The organism is Pseudomonas sp. KH_024_B2, assembly GCF_057839965.1.
Genome location: NZ_CM174502.1, coordinates 5250001 through 5276129, shown reverse-complemented (window position 1 = coordinate 5276129; position 26129 = coordinate 5250001). Strand labels below are relative to the sequence as shown.

Genomic DNA, 26129 nt, shown 5'->3' with positions numbered 1-26129 from the left:
ATGAGCACTCTCATGGCGATTGAACGACATGTCAGACCAACAGATTACTGAACTTCCCGCGCCGACTGTCCAAGCACCTCAGCGAAATGAAACGACGGGTTCCAATCCCACGATCAGCGGCATGTGCGCCGAAGGTGCCAGCGTCTGGGTGAAAAGTGCCCTGCCTGGAGAAAACTGGTGGGCGTATGCCGAAGTCACCGGTAACCAATGGAGTTACACCGCGTCCACAGCCTGGGGCGATGGGGAAAAGGCCATCAAGGTGCAGCAGAGTCTTGGCGGCGCTACCTCGCCCTACAGTGAGTCTCGCGCGTTCAGGGTTTTTGCAGTGCCAGTCATCCGTTCTCCAGCACCTGGTGCAGTGACGGGCAATAACCCGACGATCAGTGGCACGTGCGCCGAAGGTGCCAGCGTCTGGGTGAAAAGTGCCCTGCCTGGAGAAAACTGGTGGGCGTATGCCGAAGTCACCGGTAAACAATGGAGTTACACCTCGTCCACAGCCTGGGGCGATGGTGAAAAGGCCATCAAGGTGCAGCAGAGTCTTGCAGGCGTTACCTCGCCGTATAGTGAGCCTTTGAACTTCACGGTGGTTCTTTCCTCGTTAGTACCACCTCCGCTGATTTTGCGGCCGCTTCCCTATTCGTTCACTGTTCAGGATCAACTCATCACTGGCTCCGACCTGAGCGCTATAAACCTGCAGCTGTTGGATGAAACCGGTAAACCGATCGCCGGAGAGTTTTCAAAGGAGACAGGCCGTTGGACTTTCAGGCCTGCCAGGTTTTGGGAGCCAGGTTTGCATCAGATCAGGGTCAAGCGGGGGAGCGCTCTCAATGCACCGCAAAGCGAGTTGCGTGCATTCAGCGTGCGACCGCCCGTTCCGGTGATCACCGATCCGGCCGATCAAGGCAGTGCACACCCGGTGCAGGCCATCAAGGGCAAAGGCGCCCCAGGGGCTGTCTACACGGTACAGGATGTCTGCGGTGTGCCTGTCAAAGGGACTTTCCAGATTCACGGCGATGAATGGATTTTCACCCCCGTCGATTCTTGGCTGAGGGAAAACAAGGTGCGAGTGACTCAGACACTCAACGGCGTGAAGTCCGACCCCGGCAGTATTCATACGTTCTATCGAATTTGACCCGGCCTGGAATCTTGGTGAGGTGCAAGTATGGACACTGAAACAAACGTTTCTGACAGCATTCAGCGGGCTTACTCGATCCCGGCCAATAACAGAACCGGCACGCTGATGGATGTCGAACATGTGGTGATCCTCATGCAGGAGAACCGTTCCTTTAATCACTACTTTGGAACACTGGCCGGGGTTCGTGGTTTTGCTGATCGCTTCACCATTCCGGTGCCTCACGGGGGCAGTGTCTGGCAACAAACAACGGCGTCGGGCAGCCATCTGACGCCTTATCACCTTGATGGGCAGAGATATAACGCCCAGCGGGCGATCAGCACACCGCATGACTGGGTCGACGGTCAGAGCGCTTGGGGCGATGGGCGACTGCACGAATGGCCGAGGTACAAAAGAGCGGACTCCATGGGGTATTACCAGCAGGCGGAGATTCCTTTCCATTTCGCTCTCGCACAAGCCTTTACTCTGTGTGACGCCTATCACTGCGCGATGCATGCGGGCACCAATGGCAACCGTTCGTTCTTTTTTACGGGCACCAACGGGCCCACGGGCGCCAATGTTGCTTTCGTCAAGAACGAGTGGGACGTGCTGCGCGCCTCGACACTCGGATACGAGTGGAAGACCTACGCCGAGCGCCTTGAAGAGGCTGGCGTCAGTTGGATTTCCTATCAGAACATGCCCGACGAATGGGGCGACAACCTGCATTGCGCGTTCAAACAATATCGACGGGCGAACGAAGCCTCCAGCAATCCGCTTTCCAATAACAGCGGCGGGCCTTTTCGTGGATATGACCCGCTCATCGATAACCCTGGCAATCCGTTATACAAGGGGATCGCCAATACCATGCCGGGCCGCAATCCTGATGAATATCTGGCCTCGTTCAAACGAAATGTCGAGGAGGGCAGGTTGCCGCAAGTCTCTTGGGTTTCGGCACCGAAAACCTATTGCGAACATCCCGGCTCATCAAGTCCGGTGCAAGGAGGGTGGTATATCCAGGCCTTACTGGACGCTTTGACGTCAGTCCCGGAAGTCTGGAGTAAAACGGTGTTGATCGTCACGTACGATGAAAACGACGGATTCTTCGATCATATCCCTTCGCCGTCAGCCCCTTCACCGCAAGCCGACGGCAAAACATTCGCCGGCAAAACCACCTTGACGGACGAACAGATGGCTTTCGAGTACTTTCGCCAGCCCAAGCCACCAGGCTCTCAGGGGCAGCCTCAACCGGACGGGAAAGTCTTTGGGCCGGGGATGCGGGTGCCTTGTTTGGTCATTTCGCCCTGGAGTCGCGGCGGACGGGTCAACTCACAAGTATTCGACCATACATCGATACTACGATTTCTGGAGGCGCGATTCGGTGTGGACGAGCCCAATATCAGCCCATACCGACGTGCCGTTTGCGGGGATCTGACGAGCGTCTTCGATTTTGCAACGCCCAACGATGAGATCCCGTCGCTGGACGGTCGCAAATCCCGGACGCAAGCCGACCAGTTGCGTTCGGATCAGCAAAAACTGGGCTATACGCCAGTACCTCAGACGCCTGTCATGCCGCCCCGGCCAGCAGGTACCCGGCCTTCGTGCGCCCTGCCTTATGAGCTTTACGTCAGTGCTGAACTCAAGCCTGGCGAGAGGGGCATGCAGCTGTATTTTGTTAACCTTGGCGAGACAGGTGCCGTCCTGCATGTCTACGACAGGCTTCATCTTGATCGGCTACCCCGCCGATACATGGTTGGTGTTGGCGAAACACTGGAAGATGACTGGGACGTGTCGGGCAACTCGGGTTTGTACGACTTGTGGGTGCTGGGCCCCAATGGTTTTCATCGGCATTTCACTGGCAATGCCACACGGCTTGCGGAAAATGCCGCTCATCCGGAAGTTCGTGTTTATTACGTGGCGGATCGCTTGCACGTACGTTTGCTCAATACGGGATCGCAGCCATGCACGGTGACCCTGCGCCCCGAAGCTTATCGCAATGACAGCCCTTGGGCGGTTCGGCTCGAGAGCGGTCAGAGTGCCGAGCGGGTATGGTCGCTTGATGAGAGTGGCCGCTGGTACGACTTCAGCGTTAGCAGTGATACGGACAGCGCTTTTTCACGGCGTTTTTCGGGGCGCATCGAGACAGGCAGGTTCTCTATCAGTGATCCGGCGATGGGCGCCTGAAATCCTGTTGCAGGAGGAACTGTCTTGCCTTGGGCGGCGCAAGATGTCATTCACGCCCTGACTGGCAGACAACCCCAAATCCCCAGCTACGCTTGTGCTCAGCTCCCACATCTATAAGAGGCTGCGCACATGAGTCTTTGCTCTTTCAAAATTGCCCACAAACTGATAACCGGCGCCGGTGCCATCGAGCAACTGGCCGCCGAGCTGACCCGCCTGGATGTCGACAACCCGCTGATCGTCACCGATGCCGCGCTGGTCAAGTCCGGCACGGTCGAGCTGGCGCTGGCGCACATGGGCGAGCGAGTCTATGAGGTCTTTGACCGGGTGCTGCCCGATCCGGAAATCGCCATCGTCGAAGACTGCATGCGCGTCTATCGCGAGGGCGGCCATGACGGCTTGATCGGTCTGGGCGGCGGCAGTGCCATCGATATCGCCAAGAGTGTCGCGGCGTATGCCGGTTACCACGGTGCCCTCGAGGATCTGTTCGGCGTTGATCAGGTGCCGCGCAAAGGTCCGCCGCTGATCGCGATCCCGACCACCGCTGGCACCGGTTCTGAAGTCACCAATGTGGCGATTCTTTCCGACAAGGTCGCGCAACTGAAAATGGGCATCGTCAGCGATTACCTGCTGCCGGATGTGGCGCTGGTCAGCCCGCAGATGACCTTGACCTGCCCGCGCAGTGTCACCGCTGCCAGCGGCGTGGATGCGCTGGTGCACGCCATCGAGTCCTACCTGTCGCTGAATGCCTCGCCGATCACCGACTCACTGGCCATTGGTGCGATAAAACTGATCGCCAAAGCGCTGCCCAAGGCCTATGCCAATCCTTCCAATCTGCAGGCCCGCGAAGACATGGCCACAGCCAGCCTGATGGCCGGCATGGCGTTCGGTAATGCCGGGGTCGGCGCGGTGCATGCGTTGGCCTATCCGCTGGGCGGGCGGTTCAATATCGCCCACGGCGTCAGCAATGCCTTGTTGCTGCCATATGTCATGACCTGGAACAAGATGGCCTGCGTCGAACGCATGCAGGATATTGCCCAGGCGTTGGGCGTGAAGACCTCGGGTCTGAGCGCCAATGAAGCCGCCGACCAGGCTGTGCTGGCGATGACCTGGCTATGTGCCGCGGTAGAGATCCCCTTCGGCCTGCGCCATTTCGGTGTGCCAGAGGCGGCGATCCCGGCCATGGCCGTGGAGGCAGCGGGGATCGAGCGCCTGATGCGCAACAATCCGCGCAAACTGAGCGCTGTCGATATCGAGAAGATCTATCGCGCTGCCTATTAGGGCGTTTCATCCAATCATCGAGCTCTCAGTGCGCGCTGGAAAGCATGCGGTATACAATGCGCGCCATCGTGATTCTGCTCAAAAAAGGTGCGTCATGCAGTCCTTCGCTATTGCTCCGTCGATTCTCTCCGCCGATTTCGCCCGTCTGGGCGAGGAAGTGGACAACGTTCTCGCCGCTGGCGCCGACATCGTGCACTTCGATGTCATGGACAACCACTACGTGCCGAACCTGACCATCGGCCCGATGGTATGTTCTGCGCTGCGCAAATATGGCATCACCGCGCCAATCGACGCGCACCTGATGGTCAACCCGGTGGATCGCATCATCGGCGACTTCATCGAAGCCGGTGCGACCTATATCACCTTTCACCCGGAAGCCACGCTGCACCTCGACCGTTCCCTGCAAATGATCCGCGAAGGCGGTTGCAAGGCCGGTCTGGTGTTCAATCCGGCAACCCCGCTGGACGTGCTCAAGTACGTGCTGGACAAGGTCGACATGATCCTGCTGATGAGCGTCAACCCGGGTTTTGGCGGGCAGAAGTTCATTCCCGGGACCCTTGACAAACTGCGTGAAGCGCGGGCGCTGATCGATGCATCGGGGCGCGATATCCGCCTGGAGATCGACGGTGGGGTCAACGTGAACAACATTCGCGAAATCGCTGCAGCGGGTGCTGATACCTTCGTCGCCGGCTCGGCGATCTTCAATGCGCCGAACTATAAAGAGGTGATTGAAAAGATGCGTTCCGAACTGGCACTGGCTCGCCCATGAGTGGCTTTGAGCAGCTGTTCCCCGGGCGTCTGCCGCGGCTGGTGATGTTCGATCTGGATGGCACGTTGATCGATTCGGTTCCTGACCTCGCGGCGGCTGTGGATAACATGCTGCTCAAGCTCGGCCGTCCACCTGCCGGTATCGAATCGGTGCGTGAATGGGTCGGCAACGGCGTGCAGGTGTTGGTGCGCCGGGCGCTGGCGAATAATCTCGATCACCAGGGTGTCGATGAGGTCGAGGCCGAACAGGCTCAAGAGTTCTTCATGGCGGCCTATGAGGATGGCCATGACTTGACCGTGGTCTATCCCGGCGTGCGCGACACCCTGAAATGGCTGCACAAACAGGGCGTGGAAATGGCCCTGATCACCAACAAACCTGAGCGCTTTGTCGCGCCGTTGCTGGATCAGATGAAAATCGGCCGGTATTTTCGCTGGATCATCGGCGGCGATACCTTGGCGCAGAAGAAACCCGATCCGGCGGCGCTGTTTTTCGTGATGAAAATGGCCAACGTACCGGCGTCCCAGTCGTTGTTCGTCGGCGATTCGCGCAGCGATGTGCTGGCGGCGAAAGCGGCGGGGGTGAAGTGTGTGGCGCTCAGCTACGGCTACAACCACGGTCGGCCGATTGCCGAAGAGTCTCCGGCGCTGGTGATCGATGATCTGCGCTCCTTAATTCCCGGTTGCCTGGACCCGGCCGCTGAGATAACGTTGGCCGACGTTGCTCAACCCCCTCCAAGAGATTCCATCGTGGTGGTCACCCGCAAGCTCTGGATGAAAGTCATCAAGGCCCTGGCCCGTTGGCGTTGGCGCGCCTGACTTGATTCTGGCCGGTTATCCGGCGCGTTTGCACAACTGACCGTTAGACCCTCAAGCCACGAGGCTACTCATGATCCGCGAAGAATTCCTGCGTTTGGCCGCTGCCGGCTACAACCGCATCCCGCTTGCCTGCGAAACCCTTGCTGACTTCGATACACCGCTGTCGATTTACCTGAAACTGGCCGACCAACCTAACTCCTATCTGCTGGAGTCGGTGCAGGGCGGTGAGAAGTGGGGGCGGTATTCGATCATCGGCCTGCCGTGCCGCACCGTATTGCGCGTCCATGATCATCAGATCAGCGTGACCCACGACGGTGTGGAAATCGAAAGCCATCAATCCGAAGACCCGCTGACGTTCGTCGAAGAATTCAAGGCGCGCTACAACGTGCCGACCATTGCCGGATTGCCGCGCTTCAACGGCGGGCTGGTGGGTTACTTCGGCTATGACTGCGTGCGTTATGTGGAGAAGCGTCTGGGCAAATGCCCGAACCCGGATCCGCTGGGCGTGCCGGACATTCTGTTGATGGTGTCCGATGCGGTGGTGGTGTTCGACAACCTCGCTGGCAAGATGCACGCGATTGTTCTGGCTGATCCTTCCCAGGAAAACGCCTACGAGAATGGTCTGGCGCAACTGGAAGAGTTGCTGGAAAAACTCCGTCAGCCGATCACCCCGCGTCGCGGTCTGGACTTCAGCAAGCAGCAGACGGCTGATCCGGTGTTCCGTTCGAGTTTCACCCAGGATGACTACGAGCGGGCGGTGGACACCATCAAGGAGTACATCCTCGCCGGTGACTGCATGCAGGTGGTGCCGTCGCAACGGATGTCCATCGACTTCAAGGCGGCGCCGATCGATCTGTACCGAGCGCTGCGCTGCTTCAACCCGACGCCTTATATGTACTTCTTCAACTTCGGCGACTTCCATGTCGTCGGCAGTTCGCCGGAAGTGCTGGTGCGGGTCGAAGACAATCTGATTACCGTGCGGCCAATCGCGGGCACCCGTCCGCGCGGGGCCAATGAAGAAGCCGATCTGGCGCTGGAAGAAGACCTGCTGTCCGACGACAAGGAAATCGCCGAGCACTTGATGCTGATCGACCTCGGTCGCAACGACACGGGCCGGGTTTCGGAAATCGGCTCGGTAAAGCTCACCGAGAAAATGGTTATCGAGCGTTATTCCAACGTGATGCACATTGTGTCCAACGTCACCGGCCAATTGAAAGCCGGCCTGACGGCCATGGACGCGCTGCGGGCGATTCTGCCGGCCGGCACCTTGTCCGGCGCGCCGAAGATCCGTGCGATGGAAATCATCGATGAACTGGAACCGGTCAAACGCGGGGTCTACGGCGGTGCGGTCGGTTATTTCGCCTGGAACGGCAATATGGATACCGCCATCGCGATCCGTACTGCGGTGATCAAGAACGGCGAACTGCATGTGCAGGCCGGTGGCGGTATCGTTGCTGACTCGGTGCCGGCGCTTGAGTGGGAAGAGACGCTGAACAAACGCCGCGCAATGTTCCGTGCCGTGGCCTTGGCTGAACAGACTCCGGATAACTGATCCACAAAAAAAACGCGGCGCCTGTGAAGGCGCCGCGTTTTTTTGTGCCTGCCGCTTGCGGGATCAGAAGTCCAGACTGACCCCAACGTTCACACCTTGCTGAGTAAAGTTATCGTCCTTGCGGAACGTGTAACCACCACGCAACGCCAGATCGGCCGTCAACTTGTGGCTAACTCCCAGGCTCACGCGATTCAAGTGACTTTGCGGGGCATAGCCATCGAGCTTGAAGTCGAGAGTTGGCAGGCTGTTGAGCGCGATGTTGACTTTCTGAGTGTCATCCTCGTACTCACGCTCGTAGGCGTATTCGCCGAACACTTGAGTCTGCGGGGTGATCTGGTATTTACCCTGTAGACCGGCGCCCAGGCGTTTCGAGTCGCGTTTCTGGTCATCAAAGGTCAGCGCCGTGGAACGATTGCTGTTTTCCGAGTAGCCGTCGACTTCCACTTTCGCGTAGTCGGCGCTGATGAACGGCGACAGGTGCCACTCGCTGCCTGGTTGGGCAATGTCGTAGCCGAGGCGGGTGCTGAAGGCCCAGAGATGGCCGTCGGTATCACCCTTTTCCGCCCCTTCGCCGACACCCAGGTCGAATTTGCGTTTGAGGTTGTCGTAATCCAGCTTGCCGCCGGTCAACGCAGCATCGGCCCACCAGCGATTCTGCTGGAACTGGGCGAAGGCGGTGGCCAGGTAGCTGTTGAGTTTGTAGTCCGAATCATTACTGCCTGCTTGCAGGTTCTGACGATAGAAGCCCGCCGCCACACCGACGCGCCAGGCGTCATTGAGGCGATAGCTGCCGCCGATGTTCAGGTTGTATCCGCTGCCATCGGCACTGGCGCTGCTGCTTTGACTATCGACATCCAGATGCTGGCCGCCACTGGCGACAATCGCGCGCCATTGGCCGACCGCCTGCCAGTTCTCCCAGTCCGATTGCCATTGGCTGCGCAGTTCGTCCTGGTGCGCACGTAATGTGGCGTGGGCCATTTCCGGCAACAGCGTCAGTTCCCACGGCGCTGCCAGTAAGGAATAGGCGTAATCGGAAATCAGCTTCTGCCCGGTTTCGGTCGGGTGAACGCCATCGTTATAGATCAGCTTGCTCGGGTCCGGCGTAGCGCTGTTGATGCCATAGGTGGCGTTTTCGACACAGCCGTTACCGCTAAAACAGGTTGCGTTCAGGTTCTGGTCGGCGGCCAGTCCGAATCGTGCCGGATCGGCGAAGGTTTCCTGCAACAGCAATGGAACGTTCAGCGGGATGACCTCGGCGTCGATGCCCCCGAGTCGCGCCACCAGACGCTGGTTGAAGATGCCGCTCAGTTGCGAGATGGCTGTCTGCGAAGGAGTGCCATAGATAGCGGGCGTCAAACCCAGGTCGGGCAACAGCCAGACCATGATGTACCTGGCGCCGGCGGTCTGCAGAACCTGGGCACCGTTTGCCAGTCGATCTGCCGCAGCGTTCGCCTGGGACGGGTTGAGCACAAGGCCCTGAAGGAAGTCGTTACCGCCACCGGAGAGGAAATACAAAGCATTCGGGTCGGCGCGCAGGTTGTTGGCCGCCAGATAGCCAGGACGAGTGCGTTCGCCGGTGGCAGATACATTGGTGATCGAGTCGAGGATCTGGTCGGTGCGATAACCGCCCACGGCCCAGTTGTTGCCGTCAGGCAGGCCCTGGCTGGCACGCGCGGCCGAGGTCGAAGCGGCCGTCTGGTCCGTGGAAAACCCGAGTTTGCCACCCAATAGTTGTGTCGAGTTGGCGGAGTAGACTTCGCCGCTGCCATCGAGGTAGACCGGCCCGGTCCGGTTGGTAAAGCGCAGGGTTGCGCCGGCAGGACCGCCCGTGTCGGTAAACTGCCCGGCATCGCTGAGACTGTCGCCGAAGACGATGAAACTCGAGTAAGGGTTGGGCGCCGCGATCGCCTGGGTGCAGGCTATAGCGAGCAAGCAGCCGGCAAGGGGTACAGCCAATGTCTGTCTGAGCATGAGCAAGTCCGCTTGTTTATTGTTTTAGTAGGTGACACGACAGTGCCAAAGACTATAGAGGCTGTTGCCATTCGGCGCGAACCCTCGATTGTTTCACCGAGCTTCGATCGCGCCATATTGCACGCTCTGCCCAGCTAAGTTACTGTGCCAAGATGTATGAATGAGACCTTCCCCGTGTTGATCGTCAGCAAACTTCTGGATCAAGTCATCAAGGCACACGCCCGTTGGCGTTGGCGCGCCTGAATCCTTCTGCCGGCCCGGCCGGATCTTTACCGCTTTGCCTTCTTTACCCGTAAGACAAACCGCTTTGCTGCGCGATTCCAGCGACTGACAAAGCGCAGGACGCTGCGGGTGAATCATTCGAAGGCTGTATTCAAGTCAGTGAATTCAAGAGGTTCTTAACGCCATGTTGCTGATGATCGATAACTACGACTCTTTTACCTACAACGTTGTGCAGTACCTCGGCGAGCTGGGCTCGGACGTCAAGGTTGTGCGCAACGATGAACTCAGCATTGCCGAAATCGAAGCCCTCAACCCTGAGCGCATCGTCGTTTCCCCAGGCCCATGCACCCCGAACGAAGCCGGTGTTTCCCTGGAAGTCATCAAGCACTTCGCCGGCAAGTTGCCTATTCTGGGTGTATGCCTTGGGCATCAGTCCATCGGCCAGGCATTTGGCGGCAATGTGGTGCGCGCCCGTCACGTCATGCATGGTAAGACTAGTCCGGTATTCCACGAGGGCAAGGGTGTGTTCGCAGGCTTGAATCAGCCGCTGACGGTCACGCGGTATCACTCGCTGATCGTCAAGCTCGAAACCCTGCCGGAGTGTCTGGAGCTGACCGCCTGGACTCAACTTGAAGACGGCTCCGTTGACGAGATCATGGGCCTTCGCCACAAAACGCTGAACATCGAGGGTGTGCAATTTCACCCCGAGTCGATTCTCACCGAGCAGGGCCACGAGCTGTTCGCCAATTTCCTCAAGCAGAGCGGCGGCACGCGCTAAGGACTTTCCATGGATATCAAGACTGCCCTGAGCCGTATCGTCGGCCACCTGGACCTGAGTACTGATGAAATGCGCGATGTCATGCGCGAGATCATGACCGGGCAATGCACCGACGCGCAGATCGGCGCCTTTATGATGGCCATGCGCATGAAAAGCGAGAGCATCGACGAGATCGTCGGTGCGGTCTCGGTCATGCGTGAGCTGGCGGATAAAGTCGAACTGAAAACCCTCGACGGCGTGGTCGATGTAGTCGGCACTGGCGGTGACGGTGCAAACATTTTCAACGTATCGACAGCGGCCTCGTTTGTCGTCGCTGCGGCCGGTTGCACAGTGGCCAAGCACGGTAACCGCGCGGTGTCCGGTAAAAGCGGCAGTGCCGATTTACTGGAGGCCGCGGGCATCTATCTGAACCTGACGCCGGTTCAAGTGGCACGTTGCATTGATAACGTCGGCATTGGCTTTATGTTCGCCCAGTCCCATCACAGTGCAATGAAGTACGCCGCCGGTCCGCGCCGCGACTTGGGCCTGCGCACACTGTTCAACATGCTTGGCCCGCTTACGAATCCGGCCGGCGTGAAACACCAGGTGGTGGGTGTGTTCACTCAGGCGTTGTGCCGTCCATTGGCCGAAGTCCTGCAACGTTTGGGCAGCAAGCATGTGCTGGTGGTGCATTCCCAGGATGGCCTGGACGAATTCAGTCTTGCCGCTCCGACTTTCGTTGCCGAACTGAAAGATGGCGAAATAACCGAGTACTGGGTCCAGCCTGAAGACCTCGGTATTAAGAGTCAGAGCCTGTTCGGCCTGGTGGTCGAGAGCCCTGCGGCATCCCTTGAATTGATTCGCGATGCCCTGGGGCGTCGTAAAACCGAGTACGGCCAGAAGGCGGCGGAAATGATCGTGCTCAATGCCGGCGCGGCGCTGTATGCCGCTGATCTTGCAAGCAGTCTCAAAGAAGGCGTTGCCCTGGCTCACGATGCACTGCACACCGGGCTGGCTCGGGAGAAACTCGAGGAGCTGGGCGCGTTCACCGCGGTATTCAAGATGGAGAATGAAGGATGAGTGTGCCGACGGTTCTGGAAAATATTCTCGCGCGCAAGGTTGAGGAAGTCGCCGAGCGTAGTGCTCGAGTGAGTCTGGCTGAGCTGGAAACTCTGGCTAAAGCTGCCGACGCGCCCCGCGGTTTTGCCAAGGCACTGATCGATCAGGCCAGGCTCAAGCACCCGGCGGTGATTGCCGAGATCAAAAAGGCCTCGCCAAGCAAAGGCGTGATCCGCGAGAACTTCGTTCCGGCAGACATCGCCAGGAGCTACGAAAAAGGCGGCGCGACCTGCCTTTCAGTGCTGACCGACATCGATTTCTTCCAGGGCGCCGATGCTTATCTGCAGCAGGCCCGGGCAGCGTGCAAGCTGCCGGTGATCCGCAAGGACTTCATGATCGATCCTTATCAGATCGTTGAAGCCCGGGCGCTTGGCGCTGATTGCGTGCTGTTGATCGTTTCCGCCCTGGACGACGTGAAAATGGCCGAGCTGGCAGCCGTGGCCAAAAGCGTCGGTCTCGACGTGCTGGTTGAAGTGCACGACGGTGACGAGCTGGAGCGGGCCTTGAAAACCCTCGATACACCGTTGGTGGGGGTTAATAACCGTAACCTGCACACCTTCGAGGTCAATCTGGAGACCACTCTTGACCTGTTGCCGCGTATTCCTCGCGACCGCTTGGTGATTACCGAGAGCGGCATCCTCAATCGTGCCGATGTCGAACTGATGGAAATCAGTGAGGTGTATTCGTTCCTGGTCGGCGAGGCATTCATGCGCGCGGAGAACCCGGGGGCTGAGCTGCAACGGTTGTTCTTCCCTGAGCGTGGTGTGCTGGTGAGCGGCTCCACTCTCGACTGAACCTGATTGAGTGAAAAAGCCGGCGATGCCGGTTTTTTTCTATTTATAGATAGATGCATGTGCACCACTTCAAAGGATTCGTACTGCCATGACTCAACCCATTGCCTTGACCGTCGAAGCCGGCCTGCGCGCCGAGCAGGATTTGCTGGCCGCTGTTTGCGCCGGCGAACAGGAGTTCGGCCTGTTGTTCTGGCAGCCGAGTGATCGCGCGCTGGTCATGCCCAGGCGATTGAGCCGCTTGCCAGGCTTCGAGGCGGCCAGCATTGAGCTGGCCGCCAGTGGCTGGCCGGTGTTGTTGCGCGAGACCGGCGGTGAGCCGGTGCCGCAGTCTTCGGCAACCATCAACATTGCGCTGGTCTACGCACCGCCGCGCAGTGAAGGTGACCATGGCCGAATCGAAATCGCCTATCGCCGGTTGTGCGATCCGATCTGTGAACTGCTCGCTGAGCTCGGCGGCACACCTTCTCTGGGTGAAGTCGACGGCGCATTCTGCGACGGGCGTTTTAACGTCAATCTCGATGGTCGCAAGATGGTGGGCACCGCTCAGCGTTGGCGTCAGAGCAAGGGCAGCCAGCGTCCGGTGGGGTTGGTGCACGGCGCGCTGTTGCTGGACAACGAGCGCGAGTCGATGGTCGCGGCAGTCAACCGCTTCAATGAAGCCTGTGGTCTTGAACAGCGTGTTCGTGCCGAGAGCCACATCGCGTTGCATGAGCAATTCGCCGCCCCGGATGCAATCAAACGGCTGGATGCCCTGTATCGACAGCTGCTGGCAATGCTCGCGACTTAACGAGTGCCAAACACCACCATGGTCTTGCCTTTGACGTTCACCAGGTTGCGCTCTTCCAGATCCTTGAGCACGCGTCCGACCATTTCTCGCGAGCAGCCGACGATCCGGCCGATTTCCTGACGGGTAACCTTGATCTGCATACCGTCTGGATGGGTCATGGCATCCGGCTGTTTGCACAACTCCAGCAGGCAACGGGCTACCCGGCCCGTGACGTCGAAGAACGCCAGGTCGCCGACCTTGCGCGTGGTATCGCGCAGGCGCTGGGCAATCTGGCCGCTGAGCACGTAGAGAATATCCGGGTCTTGCCGGGACAGTTCGCGGAATTTGCTGTAACTGATCTCCGCCACCTCACACTCGATCTTGGCCCGCACCCAAGCGCTGCGTTGCTGTTCGTGACCGGCTTGCTCAAATAAGCCCAGTTCACCGAAGAAGTCACCCGAATTGAGGTAGGCGATGATCATTTCCCGGCCATCATCGTCCTCGATCAGGATGGTGACCGAGCCTTTGATGATGAAAAACAGTGTGTCCGAACGATCGCCAGCACAGATGATATTGCTCTTGGCCTGATAGCGTCGGCGTTGGCAGTGCATCAGCAGCTTATCGAGGTTCTTGATCTTGGGTGTGGGGGTAATAGCAACCATGGTTGAATCCCGAAAAGACTGCGCGGTGTGGTTTCTTTAGCTTTTTAGAGTGCGAGACGCTGTAAGCAGATGGCCAAGCGCCATTGGTTTGGCGCCAGCTTAACAGACGCATTCTGTGGAGATTCGGGAATTTATCTATCAAAAGCGGTAGCTCCTCGGATGGATGCAAAACGGCGTCTTTTCGGGGCCCTGTGCTAAGCTGGCGACCCTTTTTTAGCAGTGGAGTCTTGGCGATGAAGGCACGCATCCAATGGGCTGGCGAAGCCATGTTCCTCGGTGAATCGGGCAGCGGTCATGTCGTGGTAATGGATGGCCCGCCAGAAAGCGGTGGTCGTAACCTGGGTGTGCGGCCCATGGAAATGCTCTTGCTCGGTGTGGGCGGTTGCAGCAATTTCGATGTGGTCAGCATTCTGAAGAAGTCCCGTCAGGCGGTGGAAAGCTGTGAGGCCTTCCTCGAAGCCGAGCGTGCTACTGAAGATCCTAAGGTCTTTACCAAGATCCATATGCATTTCGTGGTCAAGGGCCGGGCGCTGAAAGAGGCTCAGGTCAAGCGCGCGATCGAGCTGTCGGCCGAGAAGTATTGCTCGGCATCGATCATGCTCGGTGCCGCCGGCGTGGTCATTACCCACGACTACGAGATTGTCGAACTCGGTTGAATCGACATTCAACTATCATAAAGTCAGTGCAGACTCTGGTGATCCCAGCCTGACGTCTGCATAATGCGCCACTTTTTTCAGGGCAGTGATCGCTTTCAGGGCAGGTCACTCGTCCGAACGAACAACCAAAATCGCCATCGCGAAGAGGTGTTAACCGTCCTACGCAGGTGCGTCGTTCGCATCTGACGGGCATGCTTGATCACGCGGCCAGCCCGCATACATAGAGAGTTTTTAACGGTGAAAAGCAAACTCAAGCTCCACGGGTTCAATAACCTGACAAAGACCTTGAGCTTCAACATCTATGACATCTGCTACGCGGAAACCCCGCAAGACCAACAGGCTTACGTCGAGTACATCAATAAAGAGTACAACGCCAAGCGCCTGACGCAGATCCTCACAGAAGTTGTCGATATCATTGGTGCCAACATCCTGAATATCGCCAGTCAGGACTATGAACCTCAGGGCGCCAGCGTCACGATTCTAATCTCTGAAGAGCCGGTGACCCCCACCGACAGTCAGATCGAAGAGTCTCCGGGCCCGTTGCCCGAGATTATCCTGGCCCACCTCGACAAGAGCCACATCACGGTGCACACCTACCCGGAAATCCATCCGGTGGACGGTATCGCAACGTTCCGTGTGGACATCGACGTGTCGACCTGTGGCGTCATTTCACCGCTCAAGGCGCTCAACTTTCTGATTCACCAGTTCGATTCGGATATCGTGACTGTGGATTACCGCGTGCGCGGCTTCACCCGTGACGTTGAAGGCAAGAAGCACTTCATCGACCATGAGATCAACTCGATTCAGAACTACCTCTCCGAAGACACCCGCGACGCGTACCAGATGACCGACGTGAATGTGTACCAGGAGAATCTGTTCCACACCAAGATGCTGTTGAAGAACTTCGAACTGGATAACTACCTGTTCGGCGACGCCACCAACAACTTGTCGCTCGAACAGCGCGCTCAGGTCACTGAGCGGGTGAAGCACGAAATGCTGGAGATCTTCTACGCTCGCAATATGCCGAGCTGAGATCTGCGAGTACAAAAAAGGCGGCTACCTTCGGGTAGTCGCCTTTTTTATTTCTGTTTGTCTGATGCTCCGTGCGACGGCTATCGCGAGCAGGTCGGATCGCCGCACCGTCGCTCCCACATTGAATCTTCGGTGTACACACAATTTGTGCCCAAAGAAGAGCTAATGTGGGAGCGAGCCTGCTCGCGATGAGGCCCTACAGAACGACGCAACCCTCAGATCCGATAAGTGCTCTTGGTCATGACCTTGGCCATCAGGCTCATGCCGAACTTGATCGGCGCAGGGAAGCGAAAACCGCCGGCATCCAGCGCGCTTTCGGCGTGTTGTTCTTCATCGATGCGCATCTGCTCAAGAATTGCCCGGGACTTTTCGTCTTCGGCCGGCAGTTGCTCAAGGTGTTCGTTCAAGTGTTTGCAGACCTGATCTTCGGTGGCGGCCACAAAACCGAGGCTGACTTTGTCGCTGATCAGCCCGGCAACCGCGCCAATGCCGAACGACATACCGTAAAACAATGGGTTCAACAGGCTGGTATGGCTGCCCAATTGACGGATGCGTTGTTCGCACCAGACCAGATGGTCGGTCTCTTCTTCGGCGGCCTGCTCCATTGCGGCCCGTACTTGCGGCAGCTTGGCGGTCAGGGCCTGGCCTTGATACAGCGCCTGGGCACAGACTTCACCCGTATGGTTGATGCGCATCAGACCGGCGACGTGCCGGGTATCCGCATCGCTCATCTGCACGTCAGGCTGCACGATGGCTGGCGATGGGCGATAAGGCTGGCCACTGAAGGGCAGCAGCGTGCGCATCGCGGTATCGGCTTGCAACAGAAGCCGGTCAATCGGCGAGTAGTGACGTTGGGTAGTCATGCTTACCTCCGGGAAGAATCACGGCGGCCAGTTTACCCCAATCGACAGGGGAAGGTTTGCGCTGGGTCATTGCGACGCGGTTACTTTGTGGGAGCGGGCTTGTGTGGGAGCGGGCTTGCCCGCGAAGGGGCCCTCAAAGCCGCCAAAAGCTTCGCGGGCAAATCGGATCGCCGCACCGCCGCTCCCACAGAATTTAACGCACTCAGCCCGGAGGCCAGTGCATCTGACGCTGACCGAGTACGTGCATATGAATGTGATAGACGGTCTGCCCGCCCAGTTCATTGCAGTTCATGACCACACGAAAGCCTTGTTCGCAGCCAAGCTCTTTGGCCAGACGTTGGGCGGTGAACAGCATGTGTCCGGCCAGCGCCTTGTCATCCTCGGTGAGGTCGTTGAGCGTGCGGACCGGCTTCTTCGGAATCACCAGAAAGTGCACCGGTGCCTGTGGGGCAATATCGTGGAAGGCCAGTACCTGGTCATCCTCGTAGATGATCTTCGCGGGTATTTCTCTGTTGATGATCTTGGTGAACAGAGTATCCACAGCTGTTTCTCCGTTGTGTTGGTCCGGGCTGAGTGTACTCAGGTGACCTGTCTGCGCCCAGCCCTTTGCGTGGTTGTGAGTTAACGCGGGCAGTAAGTCTTGTTGATGACACCGGCGACTTTTCGTATCAGCCAGCGCGAGCCAAGGCGCGGAACAAAGGCGCGCCAGCGGTTGCGACGCCCGGGAATGATGATTGCGCGATTCTTCTCCAGCGCGCGTACGGTATAGAGCGCGACTTCCTCGGGGCTCATCAGCAGCTTGCTGTGTTCCAGCTTGCCGGCGTCGAGCTGAGCGGTATGGAAGAAGGCGGTGCGAGTCGGCCCGGGGCAGAGCACCGATACCTTTACCGCGCATTTCTTCAGCTCTTCGCGCAGACCTTCCGAAAAATGCAGGACATAAGCCTTGCTGGCGTAATACGTACTCATCCAGGGGCCTGGATGAAAGGCCGCGATCGAGGCGACATTCAGAATCTGTCCGCCACCCTGCAGGGCCATGCTGTTGCCAATGGCATGGCACAAGCGGGTGAGGGCGAGAATGTTCACTTCGATCAGGTCTTGTTCGGTCATCCAGTCCTGGGCCAGAAACGGGCCGCAGGTGCCGATACCGGCGCAATTGACCAGCAGATCAATTTGCCGGTCGCCTTCTTCAAGCTCCAGCAAAAAGCCGGAGAGGCGCAGTGGCTCGCCCAGGTCGCAGGCACGGAACAATACCTCCACGCCAAAGCGCTGGGTCAGTTCTATCGCAATGCTTTCCAACTGATCACGCTGGCGGGCCACCAGAATCAGGCTGCGGCCGCGCCTTGCCAGTGCTTCGGCCATGGCCAGGCCAATGCCGCTGGAAGCGCCAGTGATCAGAGCGTAACGGGTCATGCAGTTCTCCATCGCAACGGCGCAGCGCCCCGGACTTGGTGTCCCGGGCGCTGAGCGCTGTTCATTGTTGCGCAGAGTCTACAGGTGGCTGGGCGGGTTCGGCTGCTTCTGTCGCCGGTTCGATGCTTTCATAGCTACTGTACGAGCTGCTCTCATACTTCTGCGTGAGGGTGGTGAGGCCGCCGGTGATTGCGCTGACGAGAACCAGGGCAAGCAATACCAGCCACAGCGAAGACAGCACTTTGACCGCGGTGCTGTTGGGCGGCGGCGGTGCGCCATAGCGGTTGGCGCCAGTATTGCCCGGCATGACCATTATCAGAATCGGGAACACACTGCCCACCAGCGGCACCAGGTTCAACAGCCATAACCAGCCTGACCAGCCAAGATCGTGCAGGCGCTGGACACTAATGGTGATATTTACATAGAGGTAGGCAAGCAGCGCAATCATGCCAAACAGACCTCCCAGCATGAACTGCTCGCCAGTGAACAAACTTATGGCAATGACACCTGCGACAGCCGCTGCGACCAATAGCGACACCAATGTCCAGGCCAGAAACCGCAGGCGCCCGATTCGTCCTTGAATGCTGAACACTTTCAGTTCGGAAAACTCGGGAAGGGCTTCACCGACCGCAGCGCGAGGAGGGCTGTAAGGCGATTCGTCGTCACTGGAGGGTGGCGCAGTGTCGGTAGAGGGCTGATGAGTCTCTGCGGGGCCGGGTTCGACCGGCTGTTCCGCCTCGATTCGGGCATCGATGCCGGTCTTCGACAGTGCATCAAGGTAAGTTTGCGCTTGCGCATGGGAAAGATCGCGCTTCAATGCGACGGGCTTTCCGCTGAACAGCCGCTCAATGGCTGAAACATCGCTTTTGAACAGATCGGCGAGGTTGAGCTTTGCTGTGGTGATCTCGACGCCGGGAAGTAGAGACCCGTCGAATACGATCTTGAAACGGCTTTCGCTCATGCCGGGCATCCTTGTCGTTTGAAAGGGGGACGTCACAGAGGGAGAGTTTAGGATCAGTTATGATCTCTTGGTCAAAAAAACACCGATTGCGTCAGCGCGGCCAGCGTTTTGACAGGTGTATGGCGTGCTCCTGCGCGCGGCGATATTCGGTGTCCAGTCGTGCTACCAGTTGATCGACGCTGGGCAGGTCATCGATTTCGCCAACACCCTGGCCAGCAGACCAAACGGTTTTCCAGGCTTTGGCTTCTTCGTTGAGGGGTTTGAGTTTCGAACCGAAGTTGACTTCACCCTTGCCCTGCAGCGCTGCCAGATCGAAACCGGCATTGACCAGGCTCTGGCGCATGAAGCTTGCGGGGACGCCAGACACTACCGGGGTATGAATGATGTCGGCGGCCCTGGCGTTCAGCAGCATCGCCTTATAGGCCTCAGGTGCATGGCTTTCGGTGGTACCGATAAAGCGTGTACCGAAATAGGCCAGATCCGCGCCAAGCAGTTGTGCGGCAAGAATCTCGTGGCCATGGTTCAAGCAGCCAGCCAGCAGCAGGGTCTTGTCGAAGAACTGGCGGATTTCGGCGACCAGCGAGAAGGGGCTCCAGGTCCCGGCATGTCCACCGGCGCCGGCGGCGACCGCAATCAGCCCGTCGACACCCGCCTCGGCGGCTTTTTCAGCGTGGCGACGGGTAGTGACGTCGTGAAACACCAGCCCGCCATAACTGTGTACCGCATCGACGAGCTCTTTCACCGCACCGAGGCTGGTGATGACAATCGGTACTTTGTGTTCGATACAGATCGCCAGGTCCGCTTCCAGACGCGGGTTGCTGTTGTGGACGATGAGGTTCACGGCATACGGCGCAGGATTTTCCAGCGTGGCCAGCCCTGCTTCGATTTCCTCCAGCCAGGCTTTGAAACCGCTGCTTTCACGCTGGTTGAGAGCGGGAAAGCTCCCGACCACACCGTTACGGCAGCAAGCCAATACCAGCTGCGGATTGGAAATCAGGAACATCGGCGCTGCCACCACAGGCAGGCGCAAACGTTGTTCGAGCAGAGCGGGCAGCGACATTGGAAGTCCCTCGAATAGTTGCGAGCAACAGGATTTAGAACGGTCGCACAACGACCAGAATGACAATAGCCAGCAATATCAGAACCGGCACCTCATTGAACCAGCGATAAAAGACATGGCTGCGGGTGTTTTCGCCACGGGCAAAACGTTTTACCTGTGCACCGCACATATGGTGGTAGCCGATCAGGATCACCACGAGGGTCAGTTTGGCATGCATCCAGCCGCCTTGGCCGAAGTAGGCGCTAGGGTTGAGGCCGATCAGCCAGATCCCGAACACCAGGGTGGCGATCATCGCCGGGCCCATGATGCCGCGATACAGCTTGCGCTCCATGACACTGAAGCGCTCTTTGCTGACGCTGTCTTCGCTTTGGGCGTGATAGACGAACAGGCGCGGCAAATAGAACAGGCCGGCAAACCAGCAGACCAGACTGACGATGTGAAAGGCTTTGAGCCACAGATAAAGCATTTTTGGTTATTCCCAGGTTCACGGTAGCCCGAATAGTAGAGGTTCGAGCGCCCGCACGTCACCTTGACGGTTGTCGCAGAGCGTTGCGCCCCCTATTATCGATGGCTTTCCAGTGGGTTCGTTGAGGGCAGGTATATGGTCAAGGTCGGTATCGTCGGCGGCACGGGTTACACCGGTGTCGAATTGCTGCGTCTATTGGCACAGCATCCGCAAGCTGAGGTGGTGGTCATCACTTCGCGATCCGAGGCAGGCCTGGCCGTTGCCGACATGTACCCGAACCTGCGAGGCCATTACGACGGCCTGGCGTTCAGCGTGCCGGACATCAAGACCCTGGGTGCCTGCGACGTGGTGTTCTTTGCCACACCGCACGGGGTGGCCCATGCGTTGGCCGGTGAGTTGCTGGCGGCGGGTACCAAGGTTATCGACCTGTCGGCAGACTTCCGTTTGCAGGACGCCGATGAATGGGCCAAGTGGTATGGCCAGCCCCATGGCGCGCCGGAGCTGCTGGAGGAAGCCGTTTACGGTTTGCCGGAAGTGAATCGCGAGCAAATCAAGCAGGCGCGCCTGATTGCGGTACCAGGTTGCTATCCAACGGCCACCCAGTTGGGTTTCCTGCCATTGCTTGAGGCCGGGTTGGCAGATACCACGCGCCTGATCGCTGACTGCAAGTCGGGTGTCAGCGGTGCCGGTCGTGGTGCCAGCGTGGGTTCGCTGTACGCCGAAACCTCCGAAAGCATGAAGGCTTACGCGGTCAAAGGGCATCGTCACCTGCCTGAGATCCGCCAGGGGCTGCGTCGCGCAGCGGGCAAAGATGTCGGTCTGACCTTCGTCCCACACCTGACGCCAATGATCCGCGGTATTCACTCGACGCTCTACGCGACCGTGGTGGACAGGTCGGTGGATCTGCAGGCGCTGTTTGAAAAGCGCTATGCCAATGAGCCGTTCGTCGACGTCATGCCTGCCGGCAGTCATCCGGAAACCCGCAGCGTGCGCGGTGCCAACGTCTGCCGTATCGCCGTGCATCGTCCGCAAGACGGTGATTTGGTGGTGGTGTTGTCGGTGATCGATAACCTGGTCAAAGGGGCGTCGGGTCAGGCAGTGCAGAACCTGAACATCCTGTTCGGTCTGGATGAGCGCTTGGGCTTGTCTCATGCAGGGATGTTGCCGTAAGGCTTTTATCCGGTCAGCAAAAGGCCCGTTAACCGGGCCTTTCTGCATTCTGCAATGAAGCTTTTGCCTATTGGTACACAATAACAATAGTTGACCGCTTTTCTAGGAGAAGCGGATAATGCGCGTCATCACGCATATGGCGGCGTAACGCCGGGAGATAGTCAGCATGAGCGTCGAATCCTTCACCCCCATGGCTTTGCAATTCACCCACGGTGCCGCGCACAAGGTGAAGAGCCTGGTCGATGAAGAGGGTAATGATCGCTTGAAGCTGCGCGTATTCGTTACGGGCGGCGGTTGTTCAGGGTTTCAATACGGCTTCACCTTCGATGAAGAAGTGGCCGATGACGACACCATCGTCGAACGCGAAGGTGTCAGCCTGGTCGTAGACCCGATGAGCTTCCAGTACCTGGCGGGTGCCGAGGTGGATTATCAGGAAGGTCTGGAAGGTTCTCGTTTCGTGATCAAGAACCCGAATGCCTCCACGACCTGTGGTTGCGGTTCTTCGTTCTCGATCTGATCGATCAGCGCTGTACTCGTTTCACGCGACGCCGCATGGCTTCAGGGCCTTGCGGCGTTTTGCTGTCTATCGATCAAGCGGGATAGATGGCGCCGAGTACGCGCAGGCCGCGAGCGCCGGTGACGCTGGGGCGATTGGTGGCAATGCCTTCCAGGCAGCAATGGGCCAGCCAGGCAAACGCCATGGCTTCGACCCAGTCTGGCTCTACGCCGTAAGCAGCGGTGCTGCTGACCTTGGCACTTGGCAGCAGGGTAGCGAGGCGATTCATCAGTGTAACGTTGTGGGCGCCACCGCCGCAGACCAGCAATGCTTGAGTTCCGCTTTGCGCTGCCTGTAATGACTCGACGATGGTCAATGCGGTCAGCTCAAGCAGCGTTGCTTGCACGTCTTCGGCAGCAAACGCTGGCAGGCGACTCAGATGTTGCTGCAGCCACTCAAGGTTGAATACTTCACGGCCGGTACTCTTTGGACCTTTGGTCACGAAGAAGGGGTCGCTGAGCAGCTCTTTCAGCAGGGCTGGTTCTACCTTGCCGCTGGCGGCCCATTGGCCGTCGCGATCGAAGTTATCGCCGCGCTGCGCGTGAATCCAGGCATCAAGCAAAACGTTCCCGGGGCCGCAGTCAAAACCCGCGACGGGCTTGCCGGTCTCGATCAGGCTGAGGTTGCTGAAACCACCGACATTCAGCACTGCGCGACTACCGGTACGCTCATCAAAAAGCGCTTCATGGAAGGCTGGCACCAGCGGAGCGCCCTGGCCGCCAGCGGCAACGTCACGGCTGCGGAAATCACTGACGACGGTAATGCCGGTCAGTTCAGTCAGCAAGGCAGGATTGCCGATCTGGACGGTGAAGCCTCGTGCAGGTTCATGGCGAATGGTCTGACCATGGCTGCCAATCGCTCGAATATCTTCAGGTTTCAGTTGTTGTTGATCGAGGAGGGTGCGGATGCCCTGGGCGGCCAGTCGTACCCAGTTCTGTTGGGCGATGGCCGAGCGGGCAATCTCGTCCGGACCGCTGGCGCACAAGCCAAGCAGCTCGGTGCGCAGGGTTTCAGGCATAGGGATGTAGTGCGTAGCGATCAGTTTGATCGCTGGTGCTTGCTCGATCAGCGCGATATCCAGGCCATCAAGGCTGGTCCCGGACATCACACCTATATAGAGGGCCATGGCTTAGCGTTTTCTCGAAGCCAGCGTGGTGGCTTTCTCTTGATCCATCCGCGCCATCAGCGGCTGGCTCTGCTGCTGGAAGCGTGCGCGTTCGGCTTTGGAGATTGGATCGGCCATCGCCACCTTCTGGCCCAGAGGGTCGACGTGCACGCCGTTGACCTGGAACTCGTAGTGCAAGTGCGGGCCCGTGGAGAGTCCGGTTGTGCCGATGTAACCAATCACCTGACCTTGCTTGACGGTGCCGCCAGTCTGGACGCCTTTGGCGAAGCCTTGCATGTGGCCGTACAAGGTGCGGTAGGAATTGCCGTGCTGGATGATCACGGTGTTGCCGTAGCCGCCACGGCGACCGGCCAATAGAACCTTGCCATCGCCGGCAGCCTTGATCGGTGTGCCGCGTGGGGCAGCGTAATCGACACCTTTGTGGGCGCGGATCTTGTTCAGGATCGGGTGCTTGCGGCCCATGGAGAAGCGCGAGCTGATGCGGGCGAAGTCGACCGGGGTGCGAATGAACGCCTTGCGCATGCTGTTGCCATCAGCCGTGTAGTAGCTGCTGTTGCCTTGTTTGTTGGTGTAGCGCACGGCGGTGTAGGTCTTGCCGCGGTTGGTGAAGCGTGCGGAAAGAATAGGGCCGGTGCCGACGGTCTTGCCGTTGATGACCTTTTGTTCGTAGATCACATCAAATTGATCGCCCTGGCGAATATCCTGGGCAAAGTCGACGTCATAGCCAAACACGCTGGCCATGTCCATGGTCAGGCTATGGGACAAACCGGCGCGCGCGGCGGACTGCGAGAGCGAGCTGTTGATCACGCCATGAACATAGGCGGACTGCACGGTTGGCTTGGTGGTGACGCGGTTGAAGGCGTAGCCCTTGGGGCCTTTGGTCAGGCTGATGCTCTCGAGGTCACTCACCTTGCTATGCAGGTTGTTCAGCTGGCCATCGGGGCTCAGTTCGAACTCGAGTTTCTGGCCGCGTTTGAGTTGCGAGAACTGCCTGGCCTGTTTATCGCTGGCCAGGACGTCATGCACCGAGGCTGCTGGCAGGCCGACTTTCTCGAACAGAGTGGAAAGCGTGTCGCCTTTGGCAACAATCACTTCTCTGTGGTCCGGGGCTTTTTTCTCTTCTACTTTCTCTTCTACAACAACCGCTGGAACAGGCTGTGCTTGAGCGGTTTCCTGGGTGTTTTCAGGGCTGTTTTCGATCTGTGCGAACGGAGAAGCTACCGCTTCATTTGTGGCTTGCTCCGCGTTGGAAGCGTCTTGATCTTGTGTCAGTTGTTCAACAGGACTTTCCAGCTCAAGGCTCAGCGTTGTCTTTTTGGCTTCAACGTCACTGGAAGGGAATACCAGAAGCGCCAGGCTGAGGAGGGCGGCGATACCACTTGCGGCGAGCAGGTGGGTCTTCGGATAAAGCGGTGGCGCTTTAGGCGGTTTGGAGGTCATAGGTATTCTTGACTTTGATAAAGATGAATTGGAAAAGATGAATGGCATGATGAAGACGAAATAACTGTATAAAATATAACCAAATCATCTATGAAGCAAGCCCGCGGACGCTCTGTTCGTGGATTGGCCTCCGTACGCCGGGCAAAACTTGTAATTAGTCCGCGATCTTGTATGGTTGGCTCCCTTTGAATCTGAGCCTTGCGGGTCTGTTATGAAGTCGGTTGAAGAGCAGCTAGCGCTGATCAAACGTGGTGCGGAAGAACTGTTGGTCGAGTCCGAGCTGATCGAAAAGCTCAAGCGTGGTCAGCCACTGCGTATCAAGGCTGGCTTCGATCCGACTGCGCCGGATTTGCACCTGGGTCACACGGTGCTCATTAATAAGCTGCGTCAGTTCCAGGATCTGGGTCACCAGGTGATCTTCCTTATAGGTGACTTCACCGGGATGATCGGTGATCCGAGCGGCAAGAGCGCAACTCGTCCGCCGCTGACTCGCGAGCAGGTTCTCGAGAATGCCGAGACCTACAAGACCCAGGTGTTCAAAATTCTTGATCCGGCCAAGACCGAGGTGGCGTTCAACTCCACCTGGATGGATCAGATGGGGCCGGCGGACTTCATTCGTCTCACTTCGCAGTACACCGTGGCGCGCATGCTTGAGCGCGACGACTTCAACAAGCGCTACTCGACCAATCAGCCGATCGCGATCCATGAGTTTCTTTATCCGCTGGTTCAGGGGTATGACTCGGTGGCGTTGCGTGCCGATATCGAGCTGGGTGGTACCGATCAGAAGTTCAACCTGCTGATGGGGCGTGAGTTGCAGCGCGCTTATGGGCAGGAGGCGCAGTGCATCCTCACCATGCCGTTGCTTGAAGGTCTGGATGGCGTGAAGAAGATGTCCAAGTCCCTGGGTAACTATGTCGGGATCCAGGAAGCGCCGGGTGTCATGTACGGCAAGCTGGTTTCGATCCCTGATGTGTTGATGTGGCGCTACTTCGAATTGCTCAGCTTCCGCTCCATGGATGAGATCGATGCATTGCGTGAGGATGTCGAGGCTGGCGCCAATCCGCGGGACATCAAGATCAAGTTGGCTGAAGAGATCGTTGCGCGCTTCCATGGTGAAGAGGCTGCGGCGAATGCTCATCGTGCGGCGGGCAATCGCATGAAGGATGGTGAGCTGCCGGATGATCTGCCAGAGATCGAATTGACTGCTACCGAAGATATGCCGATTGCCGCTGTCCTTAATAAGGCAGGCCTGGTGAAGAACTCGGCAGTGGCGCGCGACCTTCTTGGTTCGGGTGGTGTGCGTATAGATGGTGAGGTAGTTGATCGCACCTATATATATGCATTGGGCGCGACTCACGTATGTCAGGCCGGAAAGAAGGCATTTGCGCGTAT

The 26129-nt window shown here is 58.2% G+C and carries 25 protein-coding genes (1 of these 25 running past the window's edge); 15 read left to right on the top strand and 10 right to left on the bottom strand.

What is annotated here, in order from left to right; translation table 11 throughout:
• Nucleotides 1-28: 28 nt before the first annotated feature.
• The 6 genes from AC3I0A_RS24600 to trpE all read left to right on the top strand — a co-directional run bounded on the left by AC3I0A_RS24600 (nt 29) and on the right by trpE (nt 7706).
• On the top strand, nt 29-1132 hold the full coding sequence (locus AC3I0A_RS24600; RefSeq protein ID WP_489375117.1) for an Ig-like domain-containing protein: 1104 nt from the start codon (nt 29-31) through the stop codon (nt 1130-1132).
• Between the two features lie 30 nt (nt 1133-1162).
• A complete protein-coding gene (locus AC3I0A_RS24595) occupies nt 1163-3292 on the top strand; it encodes a phosphocholine-specific phospholipase C (protein WP_489375116.1) in 2130 nt (709 codons plus the stop codon).
• 129 nt (nt 3293-3421) lie between these two features.
• A complete protein-coding gene (locus tag AC3I0A_RS24590) occupies nt 3422-4570 on the top strand; it encodes an iron-containing alcohol dehydrogenase (protein ID WP_489375115.1) in 1149 nt (382 codons plus the stop codon).
• A gap of 94 nt (nt 4571-4664) precedes the next feature.
• Nucleotides 4665-5339, top strand: coding sequence for a ribulose-phosphate 3-epimerase (rpe, locus tag AC3I0A_RS24585; RefSeq protein WP_489375114.1), 675 nt, complete (start codon nt 4665-4667; stop codon nt 5337-5339).
• Nucleotides 5336-6154, top strand: a complete 819-nt coding sequence (locus AC3I0A_RS24580) for a phosphoglycolate phosphatase (protein WP_489375113.1) — start codon at nt 5336-5338, stop codon at nt 6152-6154. The genes rpe and AC3I0A_RS24580 overlap by 4 nt, the downstream gene beginning before the upstream one ends.
• 70 nt (nt 6155-6224) lie before the next feature.
• Entirely contained in the window at nt 6225-7706 is a 1482-nt protein-coding gene (gene trpE, locus AC3I0A_RS24575; protein WP_489375112.1) for an anthranilate synthase component I, read from the top strand.
• Nucleotides 7707-7769: 63 nt separating this feature from the next.
• Here trpE and estP read toward each other — a convergent pair whose 3' ends face one another.
• A complete protein-coding gene (gene estP / locus AC3I0A_RS24570) occupies nt 7770-9677 on the bottom strand; it encodes an esterase EstP (RefSeq protein ID WP_489375111.1) in 1908 nt (635 codons plus the stop codon).
• A gap of 406 nt (nt 9678-10083) precedes the next feature.
• Here estP and AC3I0A_RS24565 point away from each other — a divergent pair, with 406 nt between their 5' ends.
• From AC3I0A_RS24565 to AC3I0A_RS24550, 4 genes are all read left to right on the top strand, one after another.
• Nucleotides 10084-10677, top strand: coding sequence for an aminodeoxychorismate/anthranilate synthase component II (locus AC3I0A_RS24565; protein WP_489375110.1), 594 nt, complete (start codon nt 10084-10086; stop codon nt 10675-10677).
• A gap of 9 nt (nt 10678-10686) precedes the next feature.
• A complete protein-coding gene (trpD, locus tag AC3I0A_RS24560) occupies nt 10687-11736 on the top strand; it encodes an anthranilate phosphoribosyltransferase (protein WP_489375109.1) in 1050 nt (349 codons plus the stop codon).
• Nucleotides 11733-12569 (top strand): indole-3-glycerol phosphate synthase TrpC, encoded by an 837-nt coding sequence (trpC, locus tag AC3I0A_RS24555; RefSeq protein WP_489375108.1) that lies wholly within the window; start codon nt 11733-11735, stop codon nt 12567-12569. Before trpD ends, trpC begins: the two co-directional genes overlap by 4 nt.
• Nucleotides 12570-12657: 88 nt before the next feature.
• Entirely contained in the window at nt 12658-13356 is a 699-nt protein-coding gene (locus AC3I0A_RS24550) for a lipoate--protein ligase family protein (RefSeq protein ID WP_489375107.1), read from the top strand.
• On the opposite strand, the gene crp is transcribed toward AC3I0A_RS24550, so the two are convergent.
• Nucleotides 13353-13997, bottom strand: a complete 645-nt coding sequence (gene crp / locus AC3I0A_RS24545) for a cAMP-activated global transcriptional regulator CRP (RefSeq protein ID WP_489375106.1) — start codon at nt 13995-13997, stop codon at nt 13353-13355. The two genes, AC3I0A_RS24550 and crp, sit on opposite strands and share 4 nt — an antisense overlap.
• 233 nt (nt 13998-14230) lie before the next feature.
• On the opposite strand from crp, the gene AC3I0A_RS24540 reads away from it, so the two are divergent.
• Nucleotides 14231-14653: an OsmC family protein gene (locus AC3I0A_RS24540; RefSeq protein WP_489357994.1), complete on the top strand. Its 423-nt coding sequence runs from the start codon at nt 14231-14233 to the stop codon at nt 14651-14653.
• Nucleotides 14654-14890: 237 nt separating this feature from the next.
• Complete coding sequence (gene speD, locus AC3I0A_RS24535; RefSeq protein ID WP_489375105.1) at nt 14891-15685, top strand: adenosylmethionine decarboxylase; 795 nt, start codon at nt 14891-14893, stop codon at nt 15683-15685.
• A 215-nt stretch (nt 15686-15900) separates the two neighbouring features.
• Here speD and coq7 read toward each other — a convergent pair whose 3' ends face one another.
• The 6 genes from coq7 to hemJ form a co-directional block, all read right to left on the bottom strand.
• On the bottom strand, nt 15901-16548 hold the full coding sequence (gene coq7, locus AC3I0A_RS24530; RefSeq protein ID WP_489375104.1) for a 2-polyprenyl-3-methyl-6-methoxy-1,4-benzoquinone monooxygenase: 648 nt from the start codon (nt 16546-16548) through the stop codon (nt 15901-15903).
• A 202-nt stretch (nt 16549-16750) separates the two neighbouring features.
• A complete protein-coding gene (locus AC3I0A_RS24525) occupies nt 16751-17089 on the bottom strand; it encodes a histidine triad nucleotide-binding protein (protein ID WP_489375103.1) in 339 nt (112 codons plus the stop codon).
• An 80-nt stretch (nt 17090-17169) separates the two neighbouring features.
• Entirely contained in the window at nt 17170-17958 is a 789-nt protein-coding gene (locus tag AC3I0A_RS24520; RefSeq protein ID WP_489375102.1) for an SDR family NAD(P)-dependent oxidoreductase, read from the bottom strand.
• A 61-nt stretch (nt 17959-18019) separates the two neighbouring features.
• Nucleotides 18020-18919, bottom strand: coding sequence for a DUF805 domain-containing protein (locus tag AC3I0A_RS24515; RefSeq protein ID WP_489375101.1), 900 nt, complete (start codon nt 18917-18919; stop codon nt 18020-18022).
• A gap of 91 nt (nt 18920-19010) precedes the next feature.
• Entirely contained in the window at nt 19011-19979 is a 969-nt protein-coding gene (locus AC3I0A_RS24510; protein ID WP_489375100.1) for an NAD(P)H-dependent flavin oxidoreductase, read from the bottom strand.
• 34 nt (nt 19980-20013) lie between these two features.
• Nucleotides 20014-20445 (bottom strand): protoporphyrinogen oxidase HemJ, encoded by a 432-nt coding sequence (gene hemJ, locus AC3I0A_RS24505; protein ID WP_489375099.1) that lies wholly within the window; start codon nt 20443-20445, stop codon nt 20014-20016.
• A gap of 135 nt (nt 20446-20580) precedes the next feature.
• Between hemJ and argC the strand changes: the two genes are divergently transcribed.
• On the top strand, nt 20581-21615 hold the full coding sequence (argC, locus tag AC3I0A_RS24500; protein ID WP_048397847.1) for an N-acetyl-gamma-glutamyl-phosphate reductase: 1035 nt from the start codon (nt 20581-20583) through the stop codon (nt 21613-21615).
• Nucleotides 21616-21781: 166 nt separating this feature from the next.
• The gene (erpA, locus tag AC3I0A_RS24495) at nt 21782-22132 is read left to right on the top strand and encodes an iron-sulfur cluster insertion protein ErpA (protein ID WP_461974822.1); all 351 of its coding nucleotides are present in this window, start codon (nt 21782-21784) and stop codon (nt 22130-22132) included.
• Nucleotides 22133-22205: 73 nt separating this feature from the next.
• Here erpA and AC3I0A_RS24490 read toward each other — a convergent pair whose 3' ends face one another.
• Both AC3I0A_RS24490 and AC3I0A_RS24485 read right to left on the bottom strand, forming a co-directional pair.
• Nucleotides 22206-23297 carry an anhydro-N-acetylmuramic acid kinase gene (locus tag AC3I0A_RS24490; RefSeq protein ID WP_489375098.1) on the bottom strand — a complete coding sequence of 364 codons (1092 nt, stop codon included), beginning with the start codon at nt 23295-23297 and terminating at the stop codon, nt 22206-22208.
• Nucleotides 23298-23300: 3 nt separating this feature from the next.
• Nucleotides 23301-24737 carry a peptidoglycan DD-metalloendopeptidase family protein gene (locus AC3I0A_RS24485; RefSeq protein ID WP_489375097.1) on the bottom strand — a complete coding sequence of 479 codons (1437 nt, stop codon included), beginning with the start codon at nt 24735-24737 and terminating at the stop codon, nt 23301-23303.
• A gap of 211 nt (nt 24738-24948) precedes the next feature.
• Between AC3I0A_RS24485 and tyrS the strand changes: the two genes are divergently transcribed.
• Nucleotides 24949-26129, top strand: the 5' portion of a protein-coding gene (tyrS, locus tag AC3I0A_RS24480; protein ID WP_489375096.1) for a tyrosine--tRNA ligase. It continues 19 nt past the right edge of the window; 1181 of the gene's 1200 nt are visible here — the first part of the coding sequence; it begins with the start codon at nt 24949-24951; its stop codon lies beyond the right edge, outside the window.

Bases quoted from the DNA above. Each gene is read 5' to 3' on its own strand.
- erpA (WP_461974822.1), top strand. From the start codon at position 21,782: ATGAGCGTCGAATCCTTCACCCCCATGGCTTTGCAATTCACCCACGGT.
- estP (WP_489375111.1), bottom strand. From the start codon at position 9,677: ATGCTCAGACAGACATTGGCTGTACCCCTTGCCGGCTGCTTGCTCGCT.
- AC3I0A_RS24490 (WP_489375098.1), bottom strand. From the start codon at position 23,297: ATGGCCCTCTATATAGGTGTGATGTCCGGGACCAGCCTTGATGGCCTG.
- AC3I0A_RS24540 (WP_489357994.1), top strand. From the start codon at position 14,231: ATGAAGGCACGCATCCAATGGGCTGGCGAAGCCATGTTCCTCGGTGAA.
- AC3I0A_RS24515 (WP_489375101.1), bottom strand. From the start codon at position 18,919: ATGAGCGAAAGCCGTTTCAAGATCGTATTCGACGGGTCTCTACTTCCC.
- coq7 (WP_489375104.1), bottom strand. From the start codon at position 16,548: ATGACTACCCAACGTCACTACTCGCCGATTGACCGGCTTCTGTTGCAA.
- trpD (WP_489375109.1), top strand. From the start codon at position 10,687: ATGGATATCAAGACTGCCCTGAGCCGTATCGTCGGCCACCTGGACCTG.
- AC3I0A_RS24580 (WP_489375113.1), top strand. From the start codon at position 5,336: ATGAGTGGCTTTGAGCAGCTGTTCCCCGGGCGTCTGCCGCGGCTGGTG.
- trpC (WP_489375108.1), top strand. From the start codon at position 11,733: ATGAGTGTGCCGACGGTTCTGGAAAATATTCTCGCGCGCAAGGTTGAG.
- trpE (WP_489375112.1), top strand. From the start codon at position 6,225: ATGATCCGCGAAGAATTCCTGCGTTTGGCCGCTGCCGGCTACAACCGC.
- argC (WP_048397847.1), top strand. From the start codon at position 20,581: ATGGTCAAGGTCGGTATCGTCGGCGGCACGGGTTACACCGGTGTCGAA.
- AC3I0A_RS24550 (WP_489375107.1), top strand. From the start codon at position 12,658: ATGACTCAACCCATTGCCTTGACCGTCGAAGCCGGCCTGCGCGCCGAG.
- AC3I0A_RS24595 (WP_489375116.1), top strand. From the start codon at position 1,163: ATGGACACTGAAACAAACGTTTCTGACAGCATTCAGCGGGCTTACTCG.
- AC3I0A_RS24600 (WP_489375117.1), top strand. From the start codon at position 29: ATGTCAGACCAACAGATTACTGAACTTCCCGCGCCGACTGTCCAAGCA.
- rpe (WP_489375114.1), top strand. From the start codon at position 4,665: ATGCAGTCCTTCGCTATTGCTCCGTCGATTCTCTCCGCCGATTTCGCC.
- AC3I0A_RS24520 (WP_489375102.1), bottom strand. From the start codon at position 17,958: ATGACCCGTTACGCTCTGATCACTGGCGCTTCCAGCGGCATTGGCCTG.
- AC3I0A_RS24510 (WP_489375100.1), bottom strand. From the start codon at position 19,979: ATGTCGCTGCCCGCTCTGCTCGAACAACGTTTGCGCCTGCCTGTGGTG.
- crp (WP_489375106.1), bottom strand. From the start codon at position 13,997: ATGGTTGCTATTACCCCCACACCCAAGATCAAGAACCTCGATAAGCTG.
- AC3I0A_RS24485 (WP_489375097.1), bottom strand. From the start codon at position 24,737: ATGACCTCCAAACCGCCTAAAGCGCCACCGCTTTATCCGAAGACCCAC.
- AC3I0A_RS24565 (WP_489375110.1), top strand. From the start codon at position 10,084: ATGTTGCTGATGATCGATAACTACGACTCTTTTACCTACAACGTTGTG.
- hemJ (WP_489375099.1), bottom strand. From the start codon at position 20,445: ATGCTTTATCTGTGGCTCAAAGCCTTTCACATCGTCAGTCTGGTCTGC.
- AC3I0A_RS24590 (WP_489375115.1), top strand. From the start codon at position 3,422: ATGAGTCTTTGCTCTTTCAAAATTGCCCACAAACTGATAACCGGCGCC.